General features: G+C 72.7%; 16 protein-coding genes and 1 pseudogene. 6 read left to right on the forward strand and 11 right to left on the reverse strand.

The annotated features are described in order from the left end of the window. Positions 1–153: 153 nt before the first annotated feature. Together GXW83_RS00850 and GXW83_RS35205 are read right to left on the reverse strand one after the other, a co-directional pair. The gene (locus GXW83_RS00850; protein ID WP_182440958.1) at positions 154–300 is read right to left on the reverse strand and encodes a hypothetical protein; all 147 of its coding nucleotides are present in this window, start codon (positions 298–300) and stop codon (positions 154–156) included. A gap of 174 nt (positions 301–474) precedes the next feature. Then, positions 475–1,445, reverse strand: a pseudogene (locus GXW83_RS35205) (magnesium transporter CorA family protein). A 309-nt stretch (positions 1,446–1,754) separates the two neighbouring features. Between GXW83_RS35205 and GXW83_RS00860 the strand changes: the two are divergent. Next, positions 1,755–3,266, forward strand: coding sequence for a DUF2079 domain-containing protein (locus GXW83_RS00860; protein ID WP_182440959.1), 1,512 nt, complete (start codon positions 1,755–1,757; stop codon positions 3,264–3,266). A 38-nt stretch (positions 3,267–3,304) separates the two neighbouring features. Here GXW83_RS00860 and GXW83_RS00865 read toward each other — a convergent pair whose 3' ends face one another. Beyond that, a complete protein-coding gene (locus GXW83_RS00865; protein WP_182440960.1) occupies positions 3,305–5,395 on the reverse strand; it encodes a PD40 domain-containing protein in 2,091 nt (696 codons plus the stop codon). A 291-nt stretch (positions 5,396–5,686) separates the two neighbouring features. Between GXW83_RS00865 and GXW83_RS00870 the strand changes: the two genes are divergently transcribed. After that, complete coding sequence (locus tag GXW83_RS00870) at positions 5,687–6,793, forward strand: ROK family protein (RefSeq protein ID WP_182440961.1); 1,107 nt, start codon at positions 5,687–5,689, stop codon at positions 6,791–6,793. 93 nt (positions 6,794–6,886) lie between these two features. Here GXW83_RS00870 and GXW83_RS00875 read toward each other — a convergent pair whose 3' ends face one another. The 4 genes from GXW83_RS00875 to GXW83_RS00890 are packed head-to-tail and all read right to left on the reverse strand — an operon-like array spanning position 6,887 to position 11,407. Then, entirely contained in the window at positions 6,887–7,837 is a 951-nt protein-coding gene (locus GXW83_RS00875; RefSeq protein ID WP_182440962.1) for a right-handed parallel beta-helix repeat-containing protein, read from the reverse strand. After that, a complete protein-coding gene (locus GXW83_RS00880) occupies positions 7,774–8,142 on the reverse strand; it encodes a hypothetical protein (protein ID WP_182440963.1) in 369 nt (122 codons plus the stop codon). The genes GXW83_RS00875 and GXW83_RS00880 overlap by 64 nt, the downstream gene beginning before the upstream one ends. Further along, positions 8,139–10,181 (reverse strand): right-handed parallel beta-helix repeat-containing protein, encoded by a 2,043-nt coding sequence (locus GXW83_RS00885; protein WP_182440964.1) that lies wholly within the window; start codon positions 10,179–10,181, stop codon positions 8,139–8,141. The genes GXW83_RS00880 and GXW83_RS00885 overlap by 4 nt, the downstream gene beginning before the upstream one ends. Next, positions 10,178–11,407: a glycosyltransferase gene (locus tag GXW83_RS00890; RefSeq protein ID WP_225446669.1), complete on the reverse strand. Its 1,230-nt coding sequence runs from the start codon at positions 11,405–11,407 to the stop codon at positions 10,178–10,180. The genes GXW83_RS00885 and GXW83_RS00890 overlap by 4 nt, the downstream gene beginning before the upstream one ends. 363 nt (positions 11,408–11,770) lie before the next feature. Here GXW83_RS00890 and GXW83_RS00895 point away from each other — a divergent pair, with 363 nt between their 5' ends. Continuing rightward, complete coding sequence (locus GXW83_RS00895; protein ID WP_182440966.1) at positions 11,771–12,376, forward strand: hypothetical protein; 606 nt, start codon at positions 11,771–11,773, stop codon at positions 12,374–12,376. Here the strand turns inward: GXW83_RS00895 and GXW83_RS00900 are convergent. From GXW83_RS00900 to GXW83_RS00910, 3 genes are all read right to left on the reverse strand, one after another. After that, complete coding sequence (locus tag GXW83_RS00900; RefSeq protein WP_182440967.1) at positions 12,364–13,422, reverse strand: hypothetical protein; 1,059 nt, start codon at positions 13,420–13,422, stop codon at positions 12,364–12,366. The two genes, GXW83_RS00895 and GXW83_RS00900, sit on opposite strands and share 13 nt — an antisense overlap. A 251-nt stretch (positions 13,423–13,673) precedes the next feature. Continuing rightward, the gene (locus tag GXW83_RS00905; RefSeq protein WP_182440968.1) at positions 13,674–14,837 is read right to left on the reverse strand and encodes a flotillin family protein; all 1,164 of its coding nucleotides are present in this window, start codon (positions 14,835–14,837) and stop codon (positions 13,674–13,676) included. A 12-nt stretch (positions 14,838–14,849) separates the two neighbouring features. Then, the gene (locus GXW83_RS00910; RefSeq protein ID WP_182440969.1) at positions 14,850–15,101 is read right to left on the reverse strand and encodes a hypothetical protein; all 252 of its coding nucleotides are present in this window, start codon (positions 15,099–15,101) and stop codon (positions 14,850–14,852) included. 366 nt (positions 15,102–15,467) lie between these two features. Here GXW83_RS00910 and GXW83_RS00915 point away from each other — a divergent pair, with 366 nt between their 5' ends. The 3 genes from GXW83_RS00915 to GXW83_RS00925 all read left to right on the forward strand — a co-directional run bounded on the left by GXW83_RS00915 (position 15,468) and on the right by GXW83_RS00925 (position 19,280). After that, positions 15,468–16,868 (forward strand): S8 family serine peptidase, encoded by a 1,401-nt coding sequence (locus GXW83_RS00915; protein ID WP_182440970.1) that lies wholly within the window; start codon positions 15,468–15,470, stop codon positions 16,866–16,868. 294 nt (positions 16,869–17,162) lie between these two features. Next, positions 17,163–17,507, forward strand: coding sequence for a hypothetical protein (locus GXW83_RS00920; protein ID WP_182440971.1), 345 nt, complete (start codon positions 17,163–17,165; stop codon positions 17,505–17,507). Between the two features lie 240 nt (positions 17,508–17,747). Continuing rightward, entirely contained in the window at positions 17,748–19,280 is a 1,533-nt protein-coding gene (locus GXW83_RS00925) for a glycoside hydrolase family 3 protein (protein WP_182440972.1), read from the forward strand. 154 nt (positions 19,281–19,434) lie between these two features. On the opposite strand, the gene GXW83_RS00930 is transcribed toward GXW83_RS00925, so the two are convergent. Beyond that, a complete protein-coding gene (locus tag GXW83_RS00930) occupies positions 19,435–20,271 on the reverse strand; it encodes a maleylpyruvate isomerase family mycothiol-dependent enzyme (RefSeq protein WP_182440973.1) in 837 nt (278 codons plus the stop codon). Positions 20,272–20,412: the final 141 nt, after the last annotated feature.

Here is a 20,412-nt window from a genome sequence, read left to right on the forward strand (position 1 = left end):
GCTCCGGCAGCTCAGGGGGCGGACCCGCGGCTGCGGGCGCCCGGCCAGGGTATCCACGCCCCGGGCATTGGTATAGACCGGACGCGCTGCCGAGCGGTCCGGGACGGGCCGGGGCGCTCCGGGACGGACCGGGGACGGGCCGGGGCGGCGGCGTCAGCGGGGCTGGGCGGCGGCCGCGCGGGTGGCGGCCGGGGCCGGGGCGGCGGCGTGGGCCGAGGTCGGCAGCGCGGCGGTGCCCGCGGTGGCGGCGGCGGTCAGGACAACGGCGGCGATGCCGATGAGCAGGGTGCGAACGGACATGGCGGTCCCCCGGGCGGGCGGCGGCGGATGCCGGAGTGCGTCGCCGTGGCCGCCCTGCTCCCGGCGCTGGGTACCAGCCTGCCGCGCGGAGATCCGGGATCTGTGCGGGCCGTGTCACCGCGCTGCCACAGTCCGCGGCACCGCACCCGCCCCCGGGCGTTCAGCTTCGGCCCGTCAGATCCAGTCCTTGCGGCGGAAGGCAGCGTACAGGATCACCGACAGGACGATCATCAGCGAGGTGGAGGCGTAGAAGCCGTCGTGCGCGGCGAAGCCCGGGAAGGGCACGTTCTGGCCGTAGAAGCCGGTGACGGCGGTGGGCACGGCGATGATCGAGGCCCAGCTGGTGACCTTCTTCATGATCAGGTTCATCCGGTTGCCCTGCACCGTCAGATGCGTCTCCATGATGGAGGTCACCATGTCGCGCAGCGATTCGGTCCACTCGGTGGCGCGCAGCACGTGGTCGTAGACGTCCTGGTAGTACGGCATCAGCGGCTCGCTGACCACGTGCAGGTCGCGCCGGAGCAGCGAGTTGACGACCTCGCGCATCGGCAGCACCACCCGGCGCAGCCGGACCAGGTTCTTGCGCATCTCGAAGGTGCGGCGCTGGATGCCGCGGCTGTCGCTGTCGTTCTCGTCGAACAGCAACTCCTCCAACTCCTCTATCCGCTCGTCGAGTTCCTGGACGGCGGCGAAGTGGCCGTCGACCAGGTAGTCGAGCAGGCCGTGCAGCAGGAAGCCGACGCCCTGCTTGGCGAGGTCGGGGGAGTCGTCCCAGCGCTCGACCACCCGGTCCATGGTGAAGCGGTCGTCGTTGCGGATGGTGATCAGGGCGTTGGGGTGATGAACACCGACAGCTCGATGGCCTCCAGGACGCCGGTGTCCGTGGTGCAGACCGCGTAGGCGCTCATGAAGAGGTGGTCGCGGTAGCGGTCCAGCTTGGGGCGCTGGTGCTCGTTGCGGGCGTCCTCGATGGCCAGCTCGTGCAGGCTGAACTCCTCGCGGATCATCTCCAGGTCGGCCGCGGTGGGGGCGCACAGGTCCAGCCACACGGTGAGGTCGGGTTGGCAGACATAGGAGGAGATGTCCTGGACCGGGAAGTTCTCCTGTTCCAGGTTGCCGTTGCGGTAGAGCCGGGTTCTCGCCATGCCGGTCAGCGTAGCCAGGCCCGGTCGGGCGGCCGGTCGCGGGGGCGGGGCGGACGCCCGGGCCGGGCCTGAGGCGTTCGCCCGCTGTTCACTGGTCGGCCGTGCCGCGCGGGGGCGGGCGTCGTCCGGGGCTGTGACTCTTTGCTGCGCGGCGCGCCGATCCTCTTACCTGTTTCACCCAGTGATTCGGCAATCCTGACTCACTGGCATCAATAGGATCTGGCGGAGACCGCTCGCGTCCCGGGGATCCGCGAACGAACGCGGACGAATGCGACGAACGCGAACGAACCGCAGCGAGCCGGGGGGCACGTGTCCGTCACCGAGTCCGCAGAGCCGTCCACCACCGCCGGGGCCGATCCCGCCCCGGACCGCCCGGATCCGGCGCTGCGACTGCGGCGCCGGCTGCGGCAGGCGGCGGTCTCGCCGTGCACCTGGCTGGTGGGCGCGGCCATCGCCGTCTACGGCGTCTTCGCCTACCACCAGTACACCCAGCTCCAGGTCGGCGCCTGCGACCTGGGGATCTTCTACCAGGCTGCCGAGGGCTGGGCGTTCCACGGCTTCCCGTACGACCCGATCAAGGGCTATCCGCAGCTGGGCGACCACTTCTCGCCGGTCTTCCTGCTGCTGGCGCCCGCGCTGTGGGTCGACAACTCGCCGCTGACGCTGGTGTTCGCGCAGGTCGTGCTGGTGTGCTCGTCGGCGGTCCCGGTCTACCTGGTGGCCCGGCGCGCCTGGGGACGGGCGGTGGCCTCGGCGCTGGCCGCCGCGTACCTCGCCAGCATGGGCGTCCAGGGCTCGATCGCCTTCCCGGTGCACGAGGTGATGTTCGGCGCGCCGATCATCGCCTGGGCGCTGGAGCGGGCGCTGGCGAAGCGCTGGACCACGGCCTCGCTGATCATCGCCTCCGGTGTCTTCGTCAAGGAGGACATGGGGCCGATGGTGATCATGTTCGCGCTGTTCGCCCTGGTCAACCGCAAGTGGCGGCACGGCGCGGCGCTGATCGTCTGGGGCGCGGGCATGTTCGTGCTGACCGTGGACGTGATCATCCCGCACTTCAACCCCGGCGGCTTCACCTACGCCGCCGACTACGCGGCCAACCTGCACGCGGACAACTTCAACCAGCTCGTCGCGCAGCTGGCCACCCATCCTCGGCTGGGCCTGCACCTGCTGTTCGACGACCCGGTCAAGCGGCAGACCTGGACGGACCTGCTGAAGCCGGTCGCGTTCACGGTGCTGGCCTCGCCGATCGCGCTGCTGGGCGCGCCGCTGATGGTGACCCGGATGCTGTCCTCGCGCAGCACCGAGTGGTCGGACAGCCTCTACTACGACATGCCGCTGATGGTGATCACCTTCATCGGCGCCATCGACGGCGTGCAGCGGCTGGCCCGGCTGGTCCGCCGCTTCGTCCCCCGGCTCGACCGCGCCTGGCTGCCGGCCCTGGCCGGCTGCTGCCTGGCCGGGATTGCCCTGGTGACCACGGCCGGCATGGACCGTCACCGCCCGCTCTACGGCTGGCTGACCCGGGACACCTACACCTCCGCGCCCGCGTGGGTGGCGGAGGTGCACACGGCGCTGGCCGCCGTCCCGGCGGGGGTGGAGGTGCGGGCCACCAACGACCTGGTCATCCCGCTGGCCGCGCGCGACACGGTGACCCTGGTCGGCTCCAAGGTCGACCGGGGCGACTGGGCGGCCGTGGACACCACCGACCCCCAGTGCCCCATCGGCCCGGCCGACATCCCCCCGTACCTGGCCGCCCTGCGCGCCCAGGGCTTCCGCCTGGTCACCCAGGACGGCCCGATCATGGTCCTGCACCGCCCCTGACCGGGCCCGCCGGTCACCCGCCGGGCCCGGTGACAGGGTCAGCCGCCGTAGTAGCCGAAGACGTCGGCGATCACGTCGGCACTGCTGTTGACGTACAGGTCGACCTTGCCGTCCGGGCCGACCGGGACGACCACCTGGTTGGGGAAGGTCTGGCCGCGGCCGGTCCAGTTGAGGTTGGACGAGGTCGGCTGGGCGCTGCCGTCGGCCCAGGCGGTGAGGTGCCCCGCGCCGGTGGTGTCGGTCACCGTGACGTTCAGGACGACGGCGTTGACGCCGCTGGGCACGCCCCCGGCACCGCCGGTGACCTGCAGCGCGATGGTGTGCCCGGCGGGCAGCGGGGTCCTGGTCGGGACGCCGGTCGCGTAGCGGGTGTCGAGCAGCCGGTCGGGCGCGACCCCGACGAAGTCCTGCCCGGTCTGCGAGCCGCCGAAGTAGCCGAACACGTCCGCGAGGACGTTGGCCTCGCCGTGGACCTTGATGTCCACGCTGCCGTCCGCGCCGATCGGCACGATCGCCAGCCCGGCCAGAGTCGCCCCGGAGCCCGTCCAGTTGACGTTGGAGACGGTCGGCGCGGCGGCGCCGTCGCTGTAGGCCTCCAGGTAGCCCGCGCCGGTGGTGCCCACCGCGGTCAGGTTCAGCGCGACCGCGCCAGCGCCGACCGGGACGCCGCCCTGGCCGCGCACGGTCACCCGGATGGTGCTGTTGTCGATCGGGGTGGTGGTGGCGATGCCCTGCGCGTAGCGGGTGTCCAGGATGCGCGCGGGGCTGACGCTGGTGAAGGTCGAACCGCTGGTGTCGCCGGTGTAGTAGCCCTGCAGGTCGGCCACGACCTGGGTGCTGCCGCCGCTCTGGTTGGTCAGGTCGACCTCGCCGTCGGCGCCCACCGGGACGGTGACCAGGTTGGAGATGGTCTGGCCGGCGGCGGTCCAGTTGAGGTTGGACGTGCTGGGCACGGCCGTCCCCTCGGGATACACCGACAGGTGCCCGCTGGACGCGGGCGAGGTGACCGTGACGTTCAGCACGACCGCGGTGACGCCCTTGGCGGGCAGCCCGTTGGCGCCGACGAGGGCGACCGCGGCCGTACCGCCTGCCGCGACCGCGCCCTTGGACACCTGGCCCGTGCCGTAGCGGGTGTCCAGCACCCGGGTGGGACCGGTGGAGTGGAAGGTCGAGGTGATGCCGAGCGGCGTCTTGCCGGTGGGCTGCTGGGTGACCGAGAACAGGCCGCCCGGGATGACCGTGTCCTGGCCCGATGCGAGCACCAGGTGGTGGCCGACGGTGTTCAGGTAGTCGGTGCCGGGATTGGCGTTGTAGTCCAGGCCCAGGCCGTCCGGGGTCCACTTGGGATAGGTGTGGTTGGTGGAACCGCTGGTCACCTGGGTGGCGCTGCCGGAGCCGTCAGCGGCCTGGACGAACAGCTGGTCGTAGCCGCCCACGAGCCGGTAGAACGCGATCCGGGAACCGTCGGGCGAGACGTCCGGCTGGTGGCCGTTGAGGATGAGCGGCCCGGCGGTGTGGTTGCCGTGGTCGGTCCAGATGTCCGACGCGCCCTTGGTGTCGTGCTCGAACACCACTGCGCCGGTGGACGAGGAGACGCTGGGGTAGCGGTCGGAACCGCCGGTGGGCGTGGCGAACCACGGCGGCGGGGGCGGCTGGTTCAGGCCCGCCGCACCGGTCAGGCCCGGCGTGGGCGGAGTGGACACCAACTGATAGGTGGTGTAGTCGACATTGCTCTGCAGGGCCTCGATGAGCGTGGAGCCATCGGGCGTGTACGTCGGATCGGCGCCGCCGTCGTTGATGAACTCCTCGCCGGTGCCGTTCGGCCGGTAGGTGTCCACCGCCGGGGCGCCGTCGACGTAGACGACCGAGGTGCCGTCGGGCGACCAGGCCGCGCCGCCGCCCTGGTCGGAGCCGCCGGTCGAGGTCAGGTGCAGGACCAGACGGGAGCCGTCCGGGTTCTCCGTGGCCGTGGTGACCGTGCCGTCGCTGAGGATCTTGGAGCCCGCGAGCAGACCGGGCGTTCCAGGCAGCGCCGCCTGGGCGGCGGGTGCAGCGAGAGCGGACAGCCCGGTGACGGCTATGGCGCCCGCCACCATCGGAGCAAATCGCCGGGAGAGGGTATGGCGCATCTGTGCTCACATTTCTTTGAAAATTGGGGCTCGGATATCCTAGTGGGGTTCCGATGGGTGCCGCGAATGCTTTGTGGTGGGCCGGTTCCGGTGTTTTCTGCGGCGCTTTTTGATTCGGGTGAAAACATCCCATGCCGCCCAGGCGGTGAATATCCGACATTTCCCCGGCGGGTTTCCCCGCGGGTGCCGTTGCGGCATCGTCCGAGGCTCCGTGCCACGGCTTGACGTGGGGGAGGGGCGGGTGGGAATTTTGGTTAGGCAACTTTACGAACTGATGGGGCGGGCGGGACGATGGTGGAGCCGGTGGCGGGGGCGGTCGTCGGTGTGGATCTCGGCGGCACCAAGATCAGCGCTGTGCTCGGCGACCTCGGCGGCAACGTCCGGCGCGAACGGACGGTGCCCACCGATCCGCGCGGCGGGCGGTGGGTGATCACCCAGATCGTGGGCCTGGCAAGGGAGTTGGCCGAAGCCGAGGGGATCGGCGCGCCCGGCCTGCGGGTGCTGGCTCTGGGCAGCCCGGGCGCCCTGGACCGGCGGACCGGGGTGATGGCGTTCGCGCCCAATATCCCCTCCTTCGGCGAGCTGGACGTGGCTCGGGAGATCGCCGACGAGCTGGGCGTCCAGGTCGTCGTGGACAACGACGTCAACGTCGCCGCGCTCGGCGAGCACTGGGCCGGGCACGGCCGGGGCTGCGAGGAGTTCGTCTTCGTCTCGGTCGGCACCGGCATCGGCATGGGCGTGGTCATCGGCGGCGAGCTGCGCACCGGGGCCCGCGGCGCGGCCGGGGAGATCGCCTACCTGCCGCTGGGCGCCGACCCGTTCGACCCGGCCAACCAGGTCAAGGGTCCGCTGGAGGAGGCCGTGGGCGGCGAGGGACTGACCCGTCGCTACGCGGGCGGCGCCGCCCGGGCAGCGGGTCGGCACGGCGTCCCGGAGATCTTCGCGGCAGCCGCCGCCGGGGACGAACACGCCCGGGCGGCCTTGGACGAGGAGGCCCGGCTGCTGGCACTGGCCCTCCGCACGGTCGCCGCCGTCCTCGACCCGGAGTTGGCCGTGCTCGGCGGCGGCATCGGCTCCCGCCCCGAGCTGCTGGAGCCGGTACGCGGCTGGCTGGTGCGCCTGATGCCCCGTCCGATGCCGGTGCTGACGAGCGAGTTGGGCCCGAGGGCCGGGCTGCTGGGCGCGCTCGCGGTGGCGCTGCGCGCCGCGCACCGGACGCCCCTCCCGACGCCGGTGCAGGCCCCGGTGCCGGTGCCGGTGCCTGTGCCGGTGCCGGTGCCTGTGCCGGTGCCGGTGCCTGTGAACCCGGCGCTGCCCGGACCGTCGTCGCTGCCCGGCCGCGCGCCGACGGTCGCCGACGGCTGTGCGGACGGGCAGCTCACCGCTGCCGGTGCCTGAACGGCCTTGCCCGACAAGGGCGTTGCAGGCGACCGAGGGTGCGGTGCTCGCGGACCCGCAGCGCGCCGGGCAGTGATCGGGCGGGGGAGCGGGTCAGGAGCAGGGGACGTTGCTCAGGCCCTTGGCCGCGCCCTGGACCTTGTTGTCGCAGGTGACCTTGTTCCCCAGCACGGGCGTCAGGTGGAAGCCGTAGCCGGGGCCGTTGACGATCGCGGTGTTGCCGCTGAAGGTGTTGTCGGTGCCCCAGCCCGGCAGGATCTGGTGGGTCTGGAAGCCGTCCTTGTCCGAGCCGTGGCCGGTGTTGCCCTCGATCAGGTAGCCGTTGCCCTTGACGTTGACCCAGCCGGTGGCCGCGTCCGCCTGGAGCCCGGAGCCGTCGAAGGTGTTGCCGAGGATCTGCCCGCCGGTGGTCCCCTCCTTGACGTCGATGTTCTCGGCGGTGGTGTCGGTGAAGACGTTGTCCTTGACCACGTTCCGGTCGCTGGTGTCGGGCTGGCAGGCGGTGTAGGTGCACCAGTTGGACTGGGCCGAGCCCAGGTACACGCCCTCGCCGAACTTGGCCCGCAGCAGCCCGGTGTGGCCGATCGTGTTGCCGATCACCAGGTTGTCGCTGCTGTGTTCGCGCAGGTGGACCGCCTCGTCGCCGGTCTGCTGCACCAACAGCCCCTGGATCACCGACTCCTGGGTGTTGTCCAGCACCACGCCCTTCTGCCCGTCCTGCGCGGTGAAGCCGACCAGCCGGACGTACGCGCTGTTGCTGACGTGCAGGACGTAGCCCTTGCTGGTGTCGCCGGCGTCCAGCACCGCCCCCCGGCCGCCGCAGACGAACACCGGCTGCGCGGCCGTGCCGGTGGCGGTGAGGGTGAACTGGCCGCTGTAGGTGCCGTCGGCCAGGTCGATGACGGTGCCCGGGGCCGCACCCGCCAGCGCGGCGCTGAGCTGCGCGGCGGTGCTCACCGAGACGGTCGCGGCCGGGCAGGTCACCGCCGTCGTCCGGGCCGGGGCGGTGGGTGCGGCGGAGCCGCCGGGGGCCGCGCTGGGCATGCCGGGGGCGTGGCCAGCGGGGAGGCCGAGGGGACGGCCGGGGCGGCGGCGTGGTGGGAGGCCCGGGGGTGCCGGCTGTTGCCGCCGCCGGAGGCCAGCGCCACGGCCACGGCCGTCACGGCGGCGGCGCCGATCACGCCCAGCACCAGCCCGCCCCGGAAGCCGCGCAGGTGGCGCAGCCGGTCGGGCACGGCAGCGGGCAGCCCGGCAGCGGGCAGCGCGGTCGTGGGCGCCTCCTGCTCCGGGGTCGGGCCCATGCCGACCGTGGGCGGGTGGAGCGGCTTCGGCGGCAGCCCGGCAGTCACAGTGCGGCCTCCAGGGCCCGGTCGTCGACCAGCGGCGCGAGTTCGTGCGCGGTGCGCGAGGGCAGCGGCTGCTGGTGCTGGTACGGGTGGCGTCCGATGAAGCCGCCCGGGGTCTCGGCCTGGTGCCGGTTCCGGCGGCGGGCGCTGCGGCCCTTGAGGCCGGCCAGCGCGATCAGCGCGAAGACCCCGAGCCAGATCAGCGTCATCGGCCGGGCCATGCGCCGGACCCTGGTCCACATCGGGGTGGTGTCGTGCCAGCGGCCGGTGGTGTTGTGGCCGACGGCGACCGCGCCCAGGGCGCGGGAGTCGGAGATCGGGCTGGGGCCGGAGCCGGTCAGCGTGTTGCCCTCGACCCGGCTCCCGGCCACGCCGCCGACCAGGGTGATGCCGTGCTCCTGCGCGCCGGTGACCGTGTTGCCGGTGATGCCGGCGTTGGAGTCGCGCACGTAGATCCCGGTGACCGCGCCCTGGACGGTGTTGCCGGTGACGGTGTCGGAGCTGTCGCCGTCGCGCAGCGAAATGCCCTCCCGCTCCTGGGCGGTGAGCGTGTCGTCGGCCACCTCGACCTGCTTGGCGCCGCGCCGCACCACGATGCCCATGGTGTTGCCGACGACCGAGTCGTGGGTCAGGTCCACCTTGATGCCGCCGAGCACCTCGATGCCGTAGTGCCCGTTGTCGGCGGTGGTGCTGGTGTCGATGGTGTTGTTGCCGTACGCGCCCTCCGGTTCGCCGGAGGCGGAGGGGCCGTTGGAGAGCGCCTGGCCGTTGACGGTGTAGCCGTTGCCGGAGTTGTACGCGGCGGTGCAGTCCTCGATCTGGACGTCCTGGGCGGCGCGGGCGATGGCGAAACCGTCGCCGTGGTTGCTGCTGGAGTCGACCCGGTCGATGACGGCGTTGGTGGCGAACCGGTGCAGCACCACGCCGCCGATCAGGCTGCCGCTGACGTCGGTGTCGCTGATCTCGATGCCGTCGGCGCTGGAGATGAAGATGCCGTAGGCGTTGCCGGTGACCCGGGAGTCGGTGATCTTCGCCGAGACGTACGACAGGCCGCTGACGCTGTACTGGCTGCCGGTGCCGTTGAGCGCCCCGGCGGGCAGGGTGGTGACCGAGCCGCTGCCCAGGTTGCCGGAGGGCTGCGCCACATTGGTGCCCGCGCCGGTGCCGGTGCCGGTGCCGCCGTCGGCCGTGGAGCCGGCGTCCTTCTTGGCCTTGCCGTGCAGGTGCACCTCGTGCACGTGCACGTAGGTGCTGCTGCCGGTGGCCGCGCCGGTGGTGGGCCGGTCGCTGCCGGTGAGGCTGATCCCGCCGGTGGCGCCGCTCCAGAAGCCCAGGTCGTAGACGTTCACGTGGCTCATGCTGAAGTGGCCGCCGATGGACCGGATGTAGGCGCGCCCGTCGGTCGGGTCGGTGTCGGCCGCGCCGTTCTGGGTGTCCCAACTGGTCACCGTCATCGGGTGCTTGGCCGTGCCGGAGAGGTTGATCGTGCCGTCGAAGGAGACGATGGTGACGAAGCCGGTGGCGGTGCTGGCCATGCGCAGGGTCAGCCCCTGCGGGGTGGCCAGGTCGAGCGTGGCGCCGCGGCCCACATAGAGGTTCTCCAGCAGCAGGTACGAGCCGTCGGTGAGCCGCAGGAAGGTCTGCGGCGCCAGTTGCAGCAGGTCGGAGACGGTGTACGGGGTGGCGCGCTGCGGCAGCACCAGGGTGTAGCCGGAGCCGGTGGCCAGCCGGTAGGGGCTGCCGCCCTGGGTGGCGTGCAGGGCGGCGTTGGCCGAGACCGAGCGTACCTCTATCAGCCGTCGGGATTCGGCGGCGACCTCGGCCGCCTCCCGCGCCGCCGTGGCCGCGTCCACCGCGGGGGCGGGCGCGACCGGGTGTCCGGCCGGGCGGGCGGTGGGCGCGCTGGGAACGCTGGGCGGCAGCGCGGGCGCGAGCGCGGTGCCGCCGAGGGCGGCCAGCAGCGCGATCGCGGAGGCGCCGAGCCGCAGCCGGCGGGCGTCGGCCGCCGTCCGCGCGGGGGTGCCGGACGGGTGCCCGCTCATATCGTCGCCTCCGCCTGCAGCGTCGCCGCGCTCTGCCCGGCGCCGCCGATCTGGTCCGAACTGCGGGTCAGCCAGCCCTGCTTGTTCATGGTGCAGAAGGCGTACAGCTTGATCGGGAGCGAGATCATGATGACGGTGAGGGCGGTCAGCGGCAGCAGCAGGATCTCCCAGGGGTGGCGGCGCAGGTGCGAGTAGCCGCGGACGCCTCGGCCGATCAGCAGCCAGGCGGCGGCCAGCACGTAGCCGCGCGGGGTGTAGTCGAGCCGGTCGAACAGCAGGAAGCCGATGGTGAGGCCCATGGTGATCGGGGTGATCAGGATCTGCAGCACGGTGATCCGGGAGATCAGCGGCGTGCGCCAGAGCCAGCCCTTCCAGATCGCGGTCAGGTAGCAGCGGTAGGAGTTGCGGCTCCAGCGCACCCGCTGCTTCACGAACGCCGAGAAGGAGGCGGGAAACATGGATATCGCACGGGCGTTGGACTGGTGCACGGTCTTGTAGCCCGCGGCCAGCGTCAGCCAGGTCATCCGGCCGTCGTCACCGGCGATGCAGCGGCGGCCGAGGAAGAACTCGTCCTCCAGGTTGGTCACCGTCGGCAGGATCACCGAGCGCCGGTAGGCGGCGGTCCGCCCGGACAGGCAGATCACCCCGCCCTTGCGGCTCATCGCCGGGACGTAGTCGTAGTAGCGCAGGTTGACCAGCCAGTCGGCGATCCGGCGCCAGACGCTGGTGCCGCGCTGGTAGACGTTCTGCTGGGTGCCGACGCCGCCGACGGCGGGATCGGCGAAGGGCATCTGCACCGCGTCCAGCAGCCCGGGCTCCCAGGAGGTGTCGGAGTCGGCGAAGACCAGGATCTCGTTCCGGGCGGCGCGGATGCCCACGCCCAGGGCGGAGCGCTTGCCGGTGTGCTCGAAGACGATGACCCGCAGCCGGGGGTCGTTGACGGCGGCGAGCCGGCGCTGGGCCTCGGTGTCGGCGGTGTCGATGACGACGATGACCTCGGTCGGGTCCTGCGACAGCCACGAGTCCAGGCAGCGCATCAGGATCTCGGGGTCCTCCCGGTACGAGGGGACGACCACGGAGGTGGTGGTGCGGTAGTCGTTGATCACCGGGTGCGCGAAGCGCGACGCGACGGCGCGGTACAGCCACAGCAGCCAGACGAGGACCCCGGCCAGCCCCAGCGGGACCACCTGCCGCCAGTCGTCGCCGGCCACCAGCTGATTGAGCAAGCGTGAGATGTCATGGAGGAAGCCAGACAATCCGGACATGGTGATCCTCTGGATAAAGCCGTGGCGGTAGGACGCGCGAAAGCCGTGAGGGTTTTGCACCCATGGGGCTGCAAGGGGTGATCCTAGTGATACAGGACATCCTGAATAGACTGATGGGGCGATTGTTTACCTGGCTGCATCGCAGAGTTGGCCGTACTGCCCGATTTGTCGGTGTTTCTGGCGTCCGGGTAAGAAAAAAAGACGGAGTGGAGCAGCCGTGGAGGAACGGTGAAGGAAGCGGATTGGCCCGGCTCCCGCCCGGGCGGTGCTGCACACCGGCCACGCGCCTGGTAAGCATGGGCCGTGCGCTTCCAATCCGTCCCCATGCCCCCGACCGTCCAGGCCCGGCCGCGCGACCCGCGCGGCTACCCGGTGCCGGCGATCACCCCGTGGGAGGGCGACGAGCCGCAGTTCGCCCTCACCGACCACGGCCGCAGCGCCGACTGCGCGCTCAAGCGGCTGTGCTCCGTCTGCGGCGGCCCGATGCCGCGCGGGCCGGTGTGGCGGGTGGTCGGCGCGGCCGAGAGCGCGGCCATCGCGCAGGCGCTGGCGGCCGGGCTGCCCTACCGCAACCTGACGCCGACGCTGGAGGGCCCCGGACACCGCGCCTGCATGCTGTACGCGTCCATGGTCTGCCCCTACCTGGCGCGCCCCAACGCCCGCCGGGGCAGCTCGGCCGAGCAGCCCGACGAGCTGACCGCGCACGTCCAGCGCGGCGCGGTGCGCGGCTCCTCGGGCGCGGTGGTGGGCTTCGCCGACTACGAGTACGCGGTCACCCCCGCGCAGGTGCTGTTCCGCTTCCTGGACGTGGTCGAGTTCCTGCCGCACCAGGAGTCCGACGCGCACATCGACGAGCTGCGGGCCGAGCTGGAGGCCCGGACCGCTTCGGGTGGCGGTGAGCGGGACGGACGTCCGGGTCAGGCCCGGTAGGCGGGCAGCCCGACGTAGCCGGAGACCAGCACCGGCGCGGCCGAGCCGTTGACCGGCAGCGTGACGATGCCGCTCGGGGTCCGGGCGGCGACGGTGGAGCCGTCGGCCGACACGGCGGGCTCGGTGTAGTCGGTGGCGGCGTTCGGCGTCAGGTCCCTGGCCGCGCCGTCCGAGCTGTCCTGGTCCAGCTCGAAGAGGTGGTCGTGGCCGCCGACCGAGCGGACGAAGACGATCTCGCCGTCGGGCGCCAGCGCCGGCTCGGAGCCCGAGGTCCGGGCCATGCCCTGCTGCCGCAGGTAGTCGTCGCGGATGTACACCTCGCCGTTGCCGGAGTTGGCGTAGACGGCGGCGCCCTGCGGCCCGCCGGTGCCCGGCCACAGGTTGCCGGTCTGCGGCAGGTCCGGCAGGCCCGCCAGCTGGCCCAGCGGCAGCGGCGCCGGGGTGCCGTCGACGGCGGTCGCCGCGATGGACTCCAGCCGGGAGACGCCTCCGGTGGAGACCGCGAAGAAGAGGTTGTCCCGGGCCGGGAACTTGTACTGGCTGTCGTAGGCGGTCACCTGCCAGACCGGGTGCGACCAGACCTGGCCGCCGGTGTTGCGCGCCACGACCACCCGCCCGCTGCCGTCCGGATCGGCCACCACCAGATCGCCCGAGCCGTCGATGAACGCCGCCCTGGAGCCGTTCGGCGACCAGGACAGATCCCGCACGACCGTGCCGAAGTCCACCCGGGTGCCGTTCATGACCACGTAGTCGGTGCCGTCGCTGATGGTCAGCCCGCTGCCCCCGGTGCCGTTCAGCGGCGCTGCCGGTGCGGTACCGGCCGGTGCGGAGGCCGTGGCCGAGGGGGTGTGCGCCGTGGGCGCCTGCGCGGGAGCGGTGGCGGTGCCGACGGGGCTCGGCGAGCGGGTGCCGGCCGCCGAGGGGGAGCCTGCGGCGGTGGCCGGGGAGGTCGGACCGCAACCGGTGAGCAGCAGGGCCGCGCCGGTGGTGACGGCGGCGCTCAGGGCGATGGCGGAGGCGGTTCTGCGGCGCTGGCGACTGGACATCCTGGGCTCCCCGTCGGCGGCGGAAGCGGTCTGCTTCCGAATTCCGGTGCTGGGAGAAGAGTGGCAGCGCGAAATCCCGGCGCTGTCAGGCCGTTGTCACGGCATGGCAACAGCGTTCCCGGATTGCGGCCGTCACCGGTGGGAAAGTACCGAAAAATTCCCCGGCCCCGGTCCGCGCGGTGCGGATCGGGGCCGGGGAAACAGCGGTCGCCGATATCCGGTATCCGATACCTGATATCCGGCGTACCGGACTATTCGATCTCGATCGGGCCGCCCTCGCGCCGGTTCGGGGCGCCGCCGCCGCGCTGCTGGTGCTTGTCGTCGCCGGTGCTCTGCGGGGTGCCGAGGTTGGCCCGGACCGAGTCCAGGATGGTCAGACCCTGGCTGACCAGGCCCGCGGCGATCTCGCTCAGCCCGTCCGCGCCGTTCAGGACGTTGACGTTGGCCCCGGCCAGGCCGTTGGCGGCCTCCTTGACGATCAGCGGCAGCTGGTCGATCAGCATCCGGTCCAGCGCCACCCGGTCGTACGAGGCGGCAGCCTCGGCCTGGATCTTCATCCGGTTGGCCTCGGCCGTGGCCAGCACCCGGATCCGCTCGGCCTCGGCCTCGGCGGGCTTCACGATCTCGGCCACCAGCTGCTGCTGCCGCAGCTCGGCCGCGCGCTGGGCCAGCTCGGTCTGCGCCAGCAGCACCTCCTGCTGCGCCTGGGCCTGCGCCAGCGGCCCGGCCTGCGCGGCCTCCGCCTGCGCCCGCTCCACCTCGGCCGAGTACTGCGCCTGGACGACCGCGGTCTGCCGCTGGTACTCGGCCTGGTTCCGCGCCGCTGCCTGCTGCGCCTCGGCCGACTGCTGGGTGGCCATGGCCTGGGCGATCTGCGCCTGCCGCTGGATGGCGGCCTTGTGCGGGGCCGCCATGGCCGCGATGTAGCCGGTCTGGCCGTCGTCGATGGACTGGATCTGCAGCGAGTCGACGCTCAGGCCGATGGTGCCCATCTCGGTCTTGGAGGTCTCCAGGACCTCGGTGGCCAGCTTCTGCCGCTCGGTGACGATCTCCTCGACCGTCATCGAGCCGATGATGGAGCGCAGGTGGCCGGCGAAGATCCGCCCGGTCAGGACGGCCATCTGGTCCTGGTCGGAGAGGAAGCGCTGGCCGGCGTTGATGATGCTCTCCTTGTCGTTGCCGACCTTGAAGGCGATCACGGCCCGGACCGTCAGGGCGATGCCCTGCTTGGTCACGCAGGTCTCGTCCACCTCGGCCTCGCACATGGCCAGGGTGAGGAAGCGGGTCTTCCGGAAGATCGGAAGCACGAACGCCCCGTGACCGGTCACCACGCGGAACGGCGCGGTCCCCATCCCGCGCCGACCTCCTGAGATCAGCATTGCCTCGTCGGGAGCGGGAACCCGGTAACCGAACATCCTTATGTCTCCTCAGTCGGCGTCGCCGGCGTCGCCGGTCAACGCATCCAACGGATCGGCCCACTCGATGACGTCGACCTGGCGACTGCCCCGGGATTCGATCACGAGTACGGGTGCCCCCTTGGGGAGGGGTTCGGGCGACCAGGCGAGAAAGGTCTCGGTGCCGCCTCTGACGTGCACCAGTGCCTCACCGGGGCCGACGGTCCCGCGGGTGCCGACGAGCAGCACTCCGGTACGGCCCACCACTTCCTCGTCCGGTGCCATCGGTGGCAGCCCCTCATTCCATCCGATCCTGCGTTCCAGACCCTAGCGCTCCGCCGTTCCCCAGCCCATCCCCGGTACCGACCGAAGTGGATCGAGGTGCGCGGCGGGGTCCACTTTCAGGTTAGCCACCGCGGGCGGCTCGGGCCCGGGCGGCGCGGCTGCCGGGGTACTGGGCCATCCGGGTGAGCGCCCCGGTGCGGAGCGGGCCGTGCCCCCGTCATGGCGGGGGCAGGGGGCCGCGCAAGTCGCCGGACGGGGGTCGAGGCCCCCCGTTCAGGGGTGTCGTCCGCCCCGGGATTGGGTGACGATCACATCAACGTACCGGCCGCGGGTTCGCCGAAGCCGGCCCACCGTCCGAGGAGATCCATGGTCCCGCGCCCCACCGTCCGCGTCCGTGCCACCCGGGCCGCCGCCGTGCTCACGGCCGGAGCCTCGGCGCTGCTGGCCTTCTCCGGCGCGGTCGCGCCGGGCGCCGCACCCGCCGCCGGGGCGCAGGCCGTCCGGGCGCAGGCCGCCGGGGCAGGGGCGCCCCAGGTCGTGCCGGCCTCCGTCGGGCAGACGCTGATATCCGGGCTGCGCGAGCCGATCTCCACCTCCGCCTGCCTGACGCAGATGAAGGTGCGCTGCTACTCCCCGCTGCAGTACCGCGCCGCATACGACCTCGCCCCGCTGTACCGGGCAGGTATCACCGGCCGGGGCCGGACCATCGTCGTCGTGGACTCCTACGGCTCCCCGACCATCCAGCGCGACCTGAACGTCTTCGACAAGGCCTTCGGCCTGCCCGGCACCACCGTGCAGGTGGACAAGTGGGGCAAGGTCCCGGCCTGGAACCCCAAGGACGACAACCAGACCGGCTGGGCCGGCGAGACCACCCTGGACGTCGAGTACGCGCACGCCATGGCGCCCGGCGCCAAGATCGTCCTGGTGGAGACCGGGGTCAACGAGAACGAGGGCACCAGCGGCCTGCCGCAGATGATGGACGCCGAGACGTACCTGATCAACCACGGCGTCGGCGACGTCATCTCGCAGAGCTTCGGCGCGACCGAGAACACCTTCCCCGGCTTCGGCAAGGACGGCACGCGCTCGCTGACCGCGCTGCGCTACGCCTTCACCGACGCCCAGCGCAAGGGCGTCACGGTGCTCGGCGCGGCCGGGGACGCGGGCGCCGCCAGCGAGACCGCCAACGGCGGCCTGTACCGCTACCCGGCCAACTCCTGGCCGTCCTCCGACCCGCTGGTCACCTCCGTCGGCGGCACCCAGCTGACGCTGGACAACGCCGGCCGGCGCACCGCCCCCGACGTGGTCTGGAACGACGGCAACGGCGCGGGCGGCGGCGGCTGGTCGTACGTCTTCTCCCGCCCGGCCTACCAGAACGGCGTCGCCAAGGTCGTCGGAACCCACCGCGGCACCCCCGACATCAGCATGTCGGCCTCGGTCGACGGCGGTGCCTGGGTGTACTCCTCGTTCGCGCCCGGCGAGGGCTGGGGGATCGTCGGCGGCACCAGCGAGGCCACGCCGATCTTCTCCGGCATCGTCGCGCTGGCCGACCAGAAGGCCGGCCACCGGCTCGGCCTGATCAACCCCGCGCTGTACGCGATGGGCGGCCACGGCTCGGCCGCCGACGGCATCGTCGACGTCACCGCGGGCAACAACGCCTACCAGGGCGTCAAGGGCAACGCCGCCGGCAAGGGCTACGACCTGGCCAGCGGCTGGGGCACCGTCGACGGGACGCTCTTCGTGGACGCGCTGGCGGCCGCCTCGCGCTGACCCGCCCACCGGCCGCCGCGCCGGTCCGAAGCCGTGCCCCGGGATGCCGCCGCGTCCCGGGGCACACCCGTGTCCGGGGGCCGCTCGGGGATCGTCGGGGGCCGCTCCGTGCCGCTCGGGGCCGCTCGGGGCCGCTCGGGGGCCGCTCGGGGCCGCCGAACGGCCGAGGGAGGATCGTTTCCGCAGCCACGTACGGGTGGGCCCGCGCATCCCCGTCCGAATCGTGGGGAACCGCTGTGGCCGTCGGGAGTCTGTCCCCGTCCCGACCACCCTCCCCAGCAGAAGGAACGCTCCATGCGTCTGCGCAACACCCTGGCTGCCGCCGTCGGCGCCGCTGTCCTCGTGATGACCCTGCCCACCTCGGCCGACGCGGCCGGCGGCGAGTTCCGCTACACCTTCCACGGCCACGCGGGCGAGCTGCGGCTCGGCCGGATCGTGGACCCGCCGAGCCGCGAGTGCATCACCCTCCCGGAGGTGGCGGACGAGGACGAGCTGCCCGCCGACAGCCCGCGCAACGACACCGACGCCACCGCCACGGTTTTCTCCGGCGCCGACTGCACCGGCGAGTGGTTCAGCCTGCGGCCGTACGGCGGGCACGCCTCGGAACGGCTCAAGCTGCGCTCGGTGGTGTTCTCCTGACGGACTGTCCGCTGATCGGGCCGCCCCCGGGCCCGCTGTCCTGAGCCGGCTTCTCCGAGGCCGGGCCGCCTGTCCCCGCCGCCCCGGCGCCCCAGTGATTCGGCTGGGCCGCCGGGGCCCTCCGGGCTATTTCAACGGTGCCCCTTGACAGTGCAAATTGGCCTAGGCCAATATCCGATTGGTCTGGACCATCGGCCCAGGCGGCGGTTCGCGCTCCGGCACTATCGGAAGGCCCGATTGATGTTGTCCAGTACGCCCAGTAAGGAGCTGCGACGGCTCGCTCTCTCGCTGGTGCAGCCCGGCTTCGTCGGCACCGAGGCCCCGGACTGGGTACTGCGACGGATCGGCGAGGGCCTGTCGTCCGTCGTCCTGTTCGCCCGCAACATCGCCACGCCCGAGCAGGTCGCCCGGCTGACCGCTTCGCTCCGCGCCGAGAACCCCGCCCTGATCATCGCCATCGACGAGGAGGCCGGGGACGTCACCCGGATCGAGTCGTGGACCGGCTCCACCCGCCCGGGCAACTACGCGCTCGGCACCGTGGACGACGTCGAGCTGACCGAGTCCGTCGCCCGCGACCTCGGACGCGAGCTGCACGCCGCCGGGATCACCCTCAACTACGCGCCCAGCGCCGACGTCAACTCCAACCCGCGCAACCCGGTGATCGGCGTCCGCTCCTTCGGCGCCAGCACCGACCTGGTCTCCCGGCACTCCGCGGCCTGGATCCGCGGCCTGCAGTCGGCCGGAGTGGCGGCCTGCGCCAAGCACTTCCCCGGCCACGGCGACACCGCCGTCGACTCCCACCTCGGGCTGCCCAGCTACCACGCCGGCATCGAGCAGATCGAGGCCGAGTCGCTGCCGCCGTTCCGCGCGGCGCTCGCCGCCGGCGTCCGCGCCGTGATGAGCGGGCACCTGCTCGTCCCCGCCTACGACCAGGACAACCCGGCCACCATGAGCCGTCGCATCCTGGTCGACCTGCTCCGCACCGAGCTGGGTTTCGACGGCCTGGTGGTCACCGACGGCATCGAGATGGGCGCGGTCACCAACCTCTACGGCATCGACGGCGCCACCGTCCGGGCCGTCGTCGGCGGCGCGGACGCCATCTGCGTCGGCGGCGAGAGCGCCACCGAGGGCACCGTAAACCTGCTCACCGGCGCCCTGCTGGACGCCCTGGGCACCGGCGAACTCAGCGAGGAGCGGCTGCGCGACGCCGCCCGGCGGGTCCAGGAGTTCGCCGACTGGTCCATGGGCCGCTCCCGCTCCACACCCACCGACCGGATCAGCGGCGACATAGGCTTCGTGGCCGCCCGCCGCGCCATCCGGATGACCGACGCCGCCCAGGGGGCGCTCCCGCTGAAGGCCGCACCGCACGTGGTCGAGCTGGTGCCGACGATGAACCTGGCCATCGGCAAGGAGACACCCTGGGGCGTGGCCACCCCGCTGCGCGAGCGGCTCCCCGGAACCACCTTCGTCCGGGTCCACGAGGACGACCTGGCGGCGGCGGGCGGCGCGGAGGCGCCGGTGCTGGAGGAGCTGGCGCTGGGCCCCTCCACCGGACGCCCGCTGGTCGTGGTGGTCCGCGACGCCGCCCGGCACGGTTGGATGGCCGCCGCCCTCGCCCAACTGCTGCGGGCCCGCCCCGACGCGGTCGTGGTGGAGATGGGCCTGCCCGGCACACCCGGCTCCGAGGTGGTCCAGATCGCCACCCACGGCGCCACCACCGCCTCCGGCGTCGCCGCCGCCGAACTCCTGGCCGGAGCCCCCGACCGAGCCTGACCCTCCACCCCAACCCCGCCGCCTGACCCCCCACCAACCCCGCCGTCCCCCGCATGCCCCCCACCCCCGCGCCCCCGGCACCCACCCCCGCGGGCGCGGCCCGCGCGACGCCCCCGTCCACGCGTCCGCGCGGGCCCCGGTGCCCCGCCGGTGGTCAGGGGGCGCGGAAGTAGGTGGGGAAGGCCGGTGCGAGTAGCGGGCGGCGGCCCCAGGCGCTGATCCGGCCTCGGCCGATCGCGCCCCACGGCGAGCACCGGCCCAGCGCGATCAGCAGGAAGGTGACCGGCTCGGTGATGATGGTGCAGTCCGGACGATGCGCCGTCCCCGGCGTCACGGTCAGCGCCCCCGATTCGAAGACCGCGCTGAAGCGCTGACCGCCGCGTACCCCGATGGTGTAGCGCGCGTTCAGACCGCCCACCGCCACCGGATCCACCACCCGGGGCATCGCCGCGACCAGGAACGGCAGGCACAGCTCCGCCCGCTGACGGCTGATCATATGCGGCCTGCGCAGCGCCCGGGCCAGATCCCACCCATGCCCCAGCATGTGCGTGAGCAGGTACGAGCCCAGGGTCGCCAGGTCCATCTCCCCCATCGGCGTCCCCAACACCCTGCCCGCGTCGCCCGCGTCGCCCGCGTCGCCGGCTGCCGCCACTGACGCGGACACGAACGCGCGGGCGTGCTCGACCACGGCCGCGCCCAGCACCCCGGGCGTCCGCTCCGGGAACCGCGCCAGCGACTCCGCGTTGGCCGCCGCCAAGCCCCCCGGCGTACCGTCCCCGTACGGGCGCTCGGCCCCCGCCGCCAGGTCCGCCATCAGCTCGTTGGCCAGCGCCAGGTGCGCCGCCGCCTCCCCCAGCGTCCACACGGAGCTGGGGACGCGCACCCCCGGATCGGCGTCCGCCAGCAGCGCGCCGATGTCCTGCGCCGTCGCCAGGATCAACGCGTGCAACCGCTCGTCGGGTATCCGCAGCTCCGGCGGGGGCGTGGCCATGGACGTGAAGCGTGGCCCACCCCGCGCCCCCTGTCCAGAGCCGGCCGAGCCCGCAGGGCGAACGGGTGAACGGATTACCGGCGCGTTAGAAAATGCGTGCGCTCGCGGTATGCCTGCCGCGCTACGTACCTGTCAAGGAAC

Source organism: Streptacidiphilus sp. PB12-B1b, from assembly GCF_014084125.1.
GTDB lineage: Bacteria > Actinomycetota > Actinomycetes > Streptomycetales > Streptomycetaceae > Streptacidiphilus.

Excerpts from the sequence above, each read along its gene's own strand:
- GXW83_RS00920 (WP_182440971.1), top strand. The coding sequence starts at position 17,163 with ATGCGTCTGCGCAACACCCTGGCTGCCGCCGTCGGCGCCGCTGTCCTC.
- GXW83_RS00925 (WP_182440972.1), top strand. The coding sequence starts at position 17,748 with ATGTTGTCCAGTACGCCCAGTAAGGAGCTGCGACGGCTCGCTCTCTCG.
- GXW83_RS00885 (WP_182440964.1), bottom strand. The coding sequence starts at position 10,181 with ATGAGCGGGCACCCGTCCGGCACCCCCGCGCGGACGGCGGCCGACGCC.
- GXW83_RS00915 (WP_182440970.1), top strand. The coding sequence starts at position 15,468 with ATGGTCCCGCGCCCCACCGTCCGCGTCCGTGCCACCCGGGCCGCCGCC.
- GXW83_RS00900 (WP_182440967.1), bottom strand. The coding sequence starts at position 13,422 with ATGTCCAGTCGCCAGCGCCGCAGAACCGCCTCCGCCATCGCCCTGAGC.
- GXW83_RS00850 (WP_182440958.1), bottom strand. The coding sequence starts at position 300 with ATGTCCGTTCGCACCCTGCTCATCGGCATCGCCGCCGTTGTCCTGACC.
- GXW83_RS00865 (WP_182440960.1), bottom strand. The coding sequence starts at position 5,395 with ATGCGCCATACCCTCTCCCGGCGATTTGCTCCGATGGTGGCGGGCGCC.
- GXW83_RS00895 (WP_182440966.1), top strand. The coding sequence starts at position 11,771 with ATGCCCCCGACCGTCCAGGCCCGGCCGCGCGACCCGCGCGGCTACCCG.
- GXW83_RS00905 (WP_182440968.1), bottom strand. The coding sequence starts at position 14,837 with ATGTTCGGTTACCGGGTTCCCGCTCCCGACGAGGCAATGCTGATCTCA.
- GXW83_RS00930 (WP_182440973.1), bottom strand. The coding sequence starts at position 20,271 with ATGGCCACGCCCCCGCCGGAGCTGCGGATACCCGACGAGCGGTTGCAC.
- GXW83_RS00875 (WP_182440962.1), bottom strand. The coding sequence starts at position 7,837 with ATGCCCAGCGCGGCCCCCGGCGGCTCCGCCGCACCCACCGCCCCGGCC.
- GXW83_RS00870 (WP_182440961.1), top strand. The coding sequence starts at position 5,687 with ATGGTGGAGCCGGTGGCGGGGGCGGTCGTCGGTGTGGATCTCGGCGGC.
- GXW83_RS00910 (WP_182440969.1), bottom strand. The coding sequence starts at position 15,101 with ATGGCACCGGACGAGGAAGTGGTGGGCCGTACCGGAGTGCTGCTCGTC.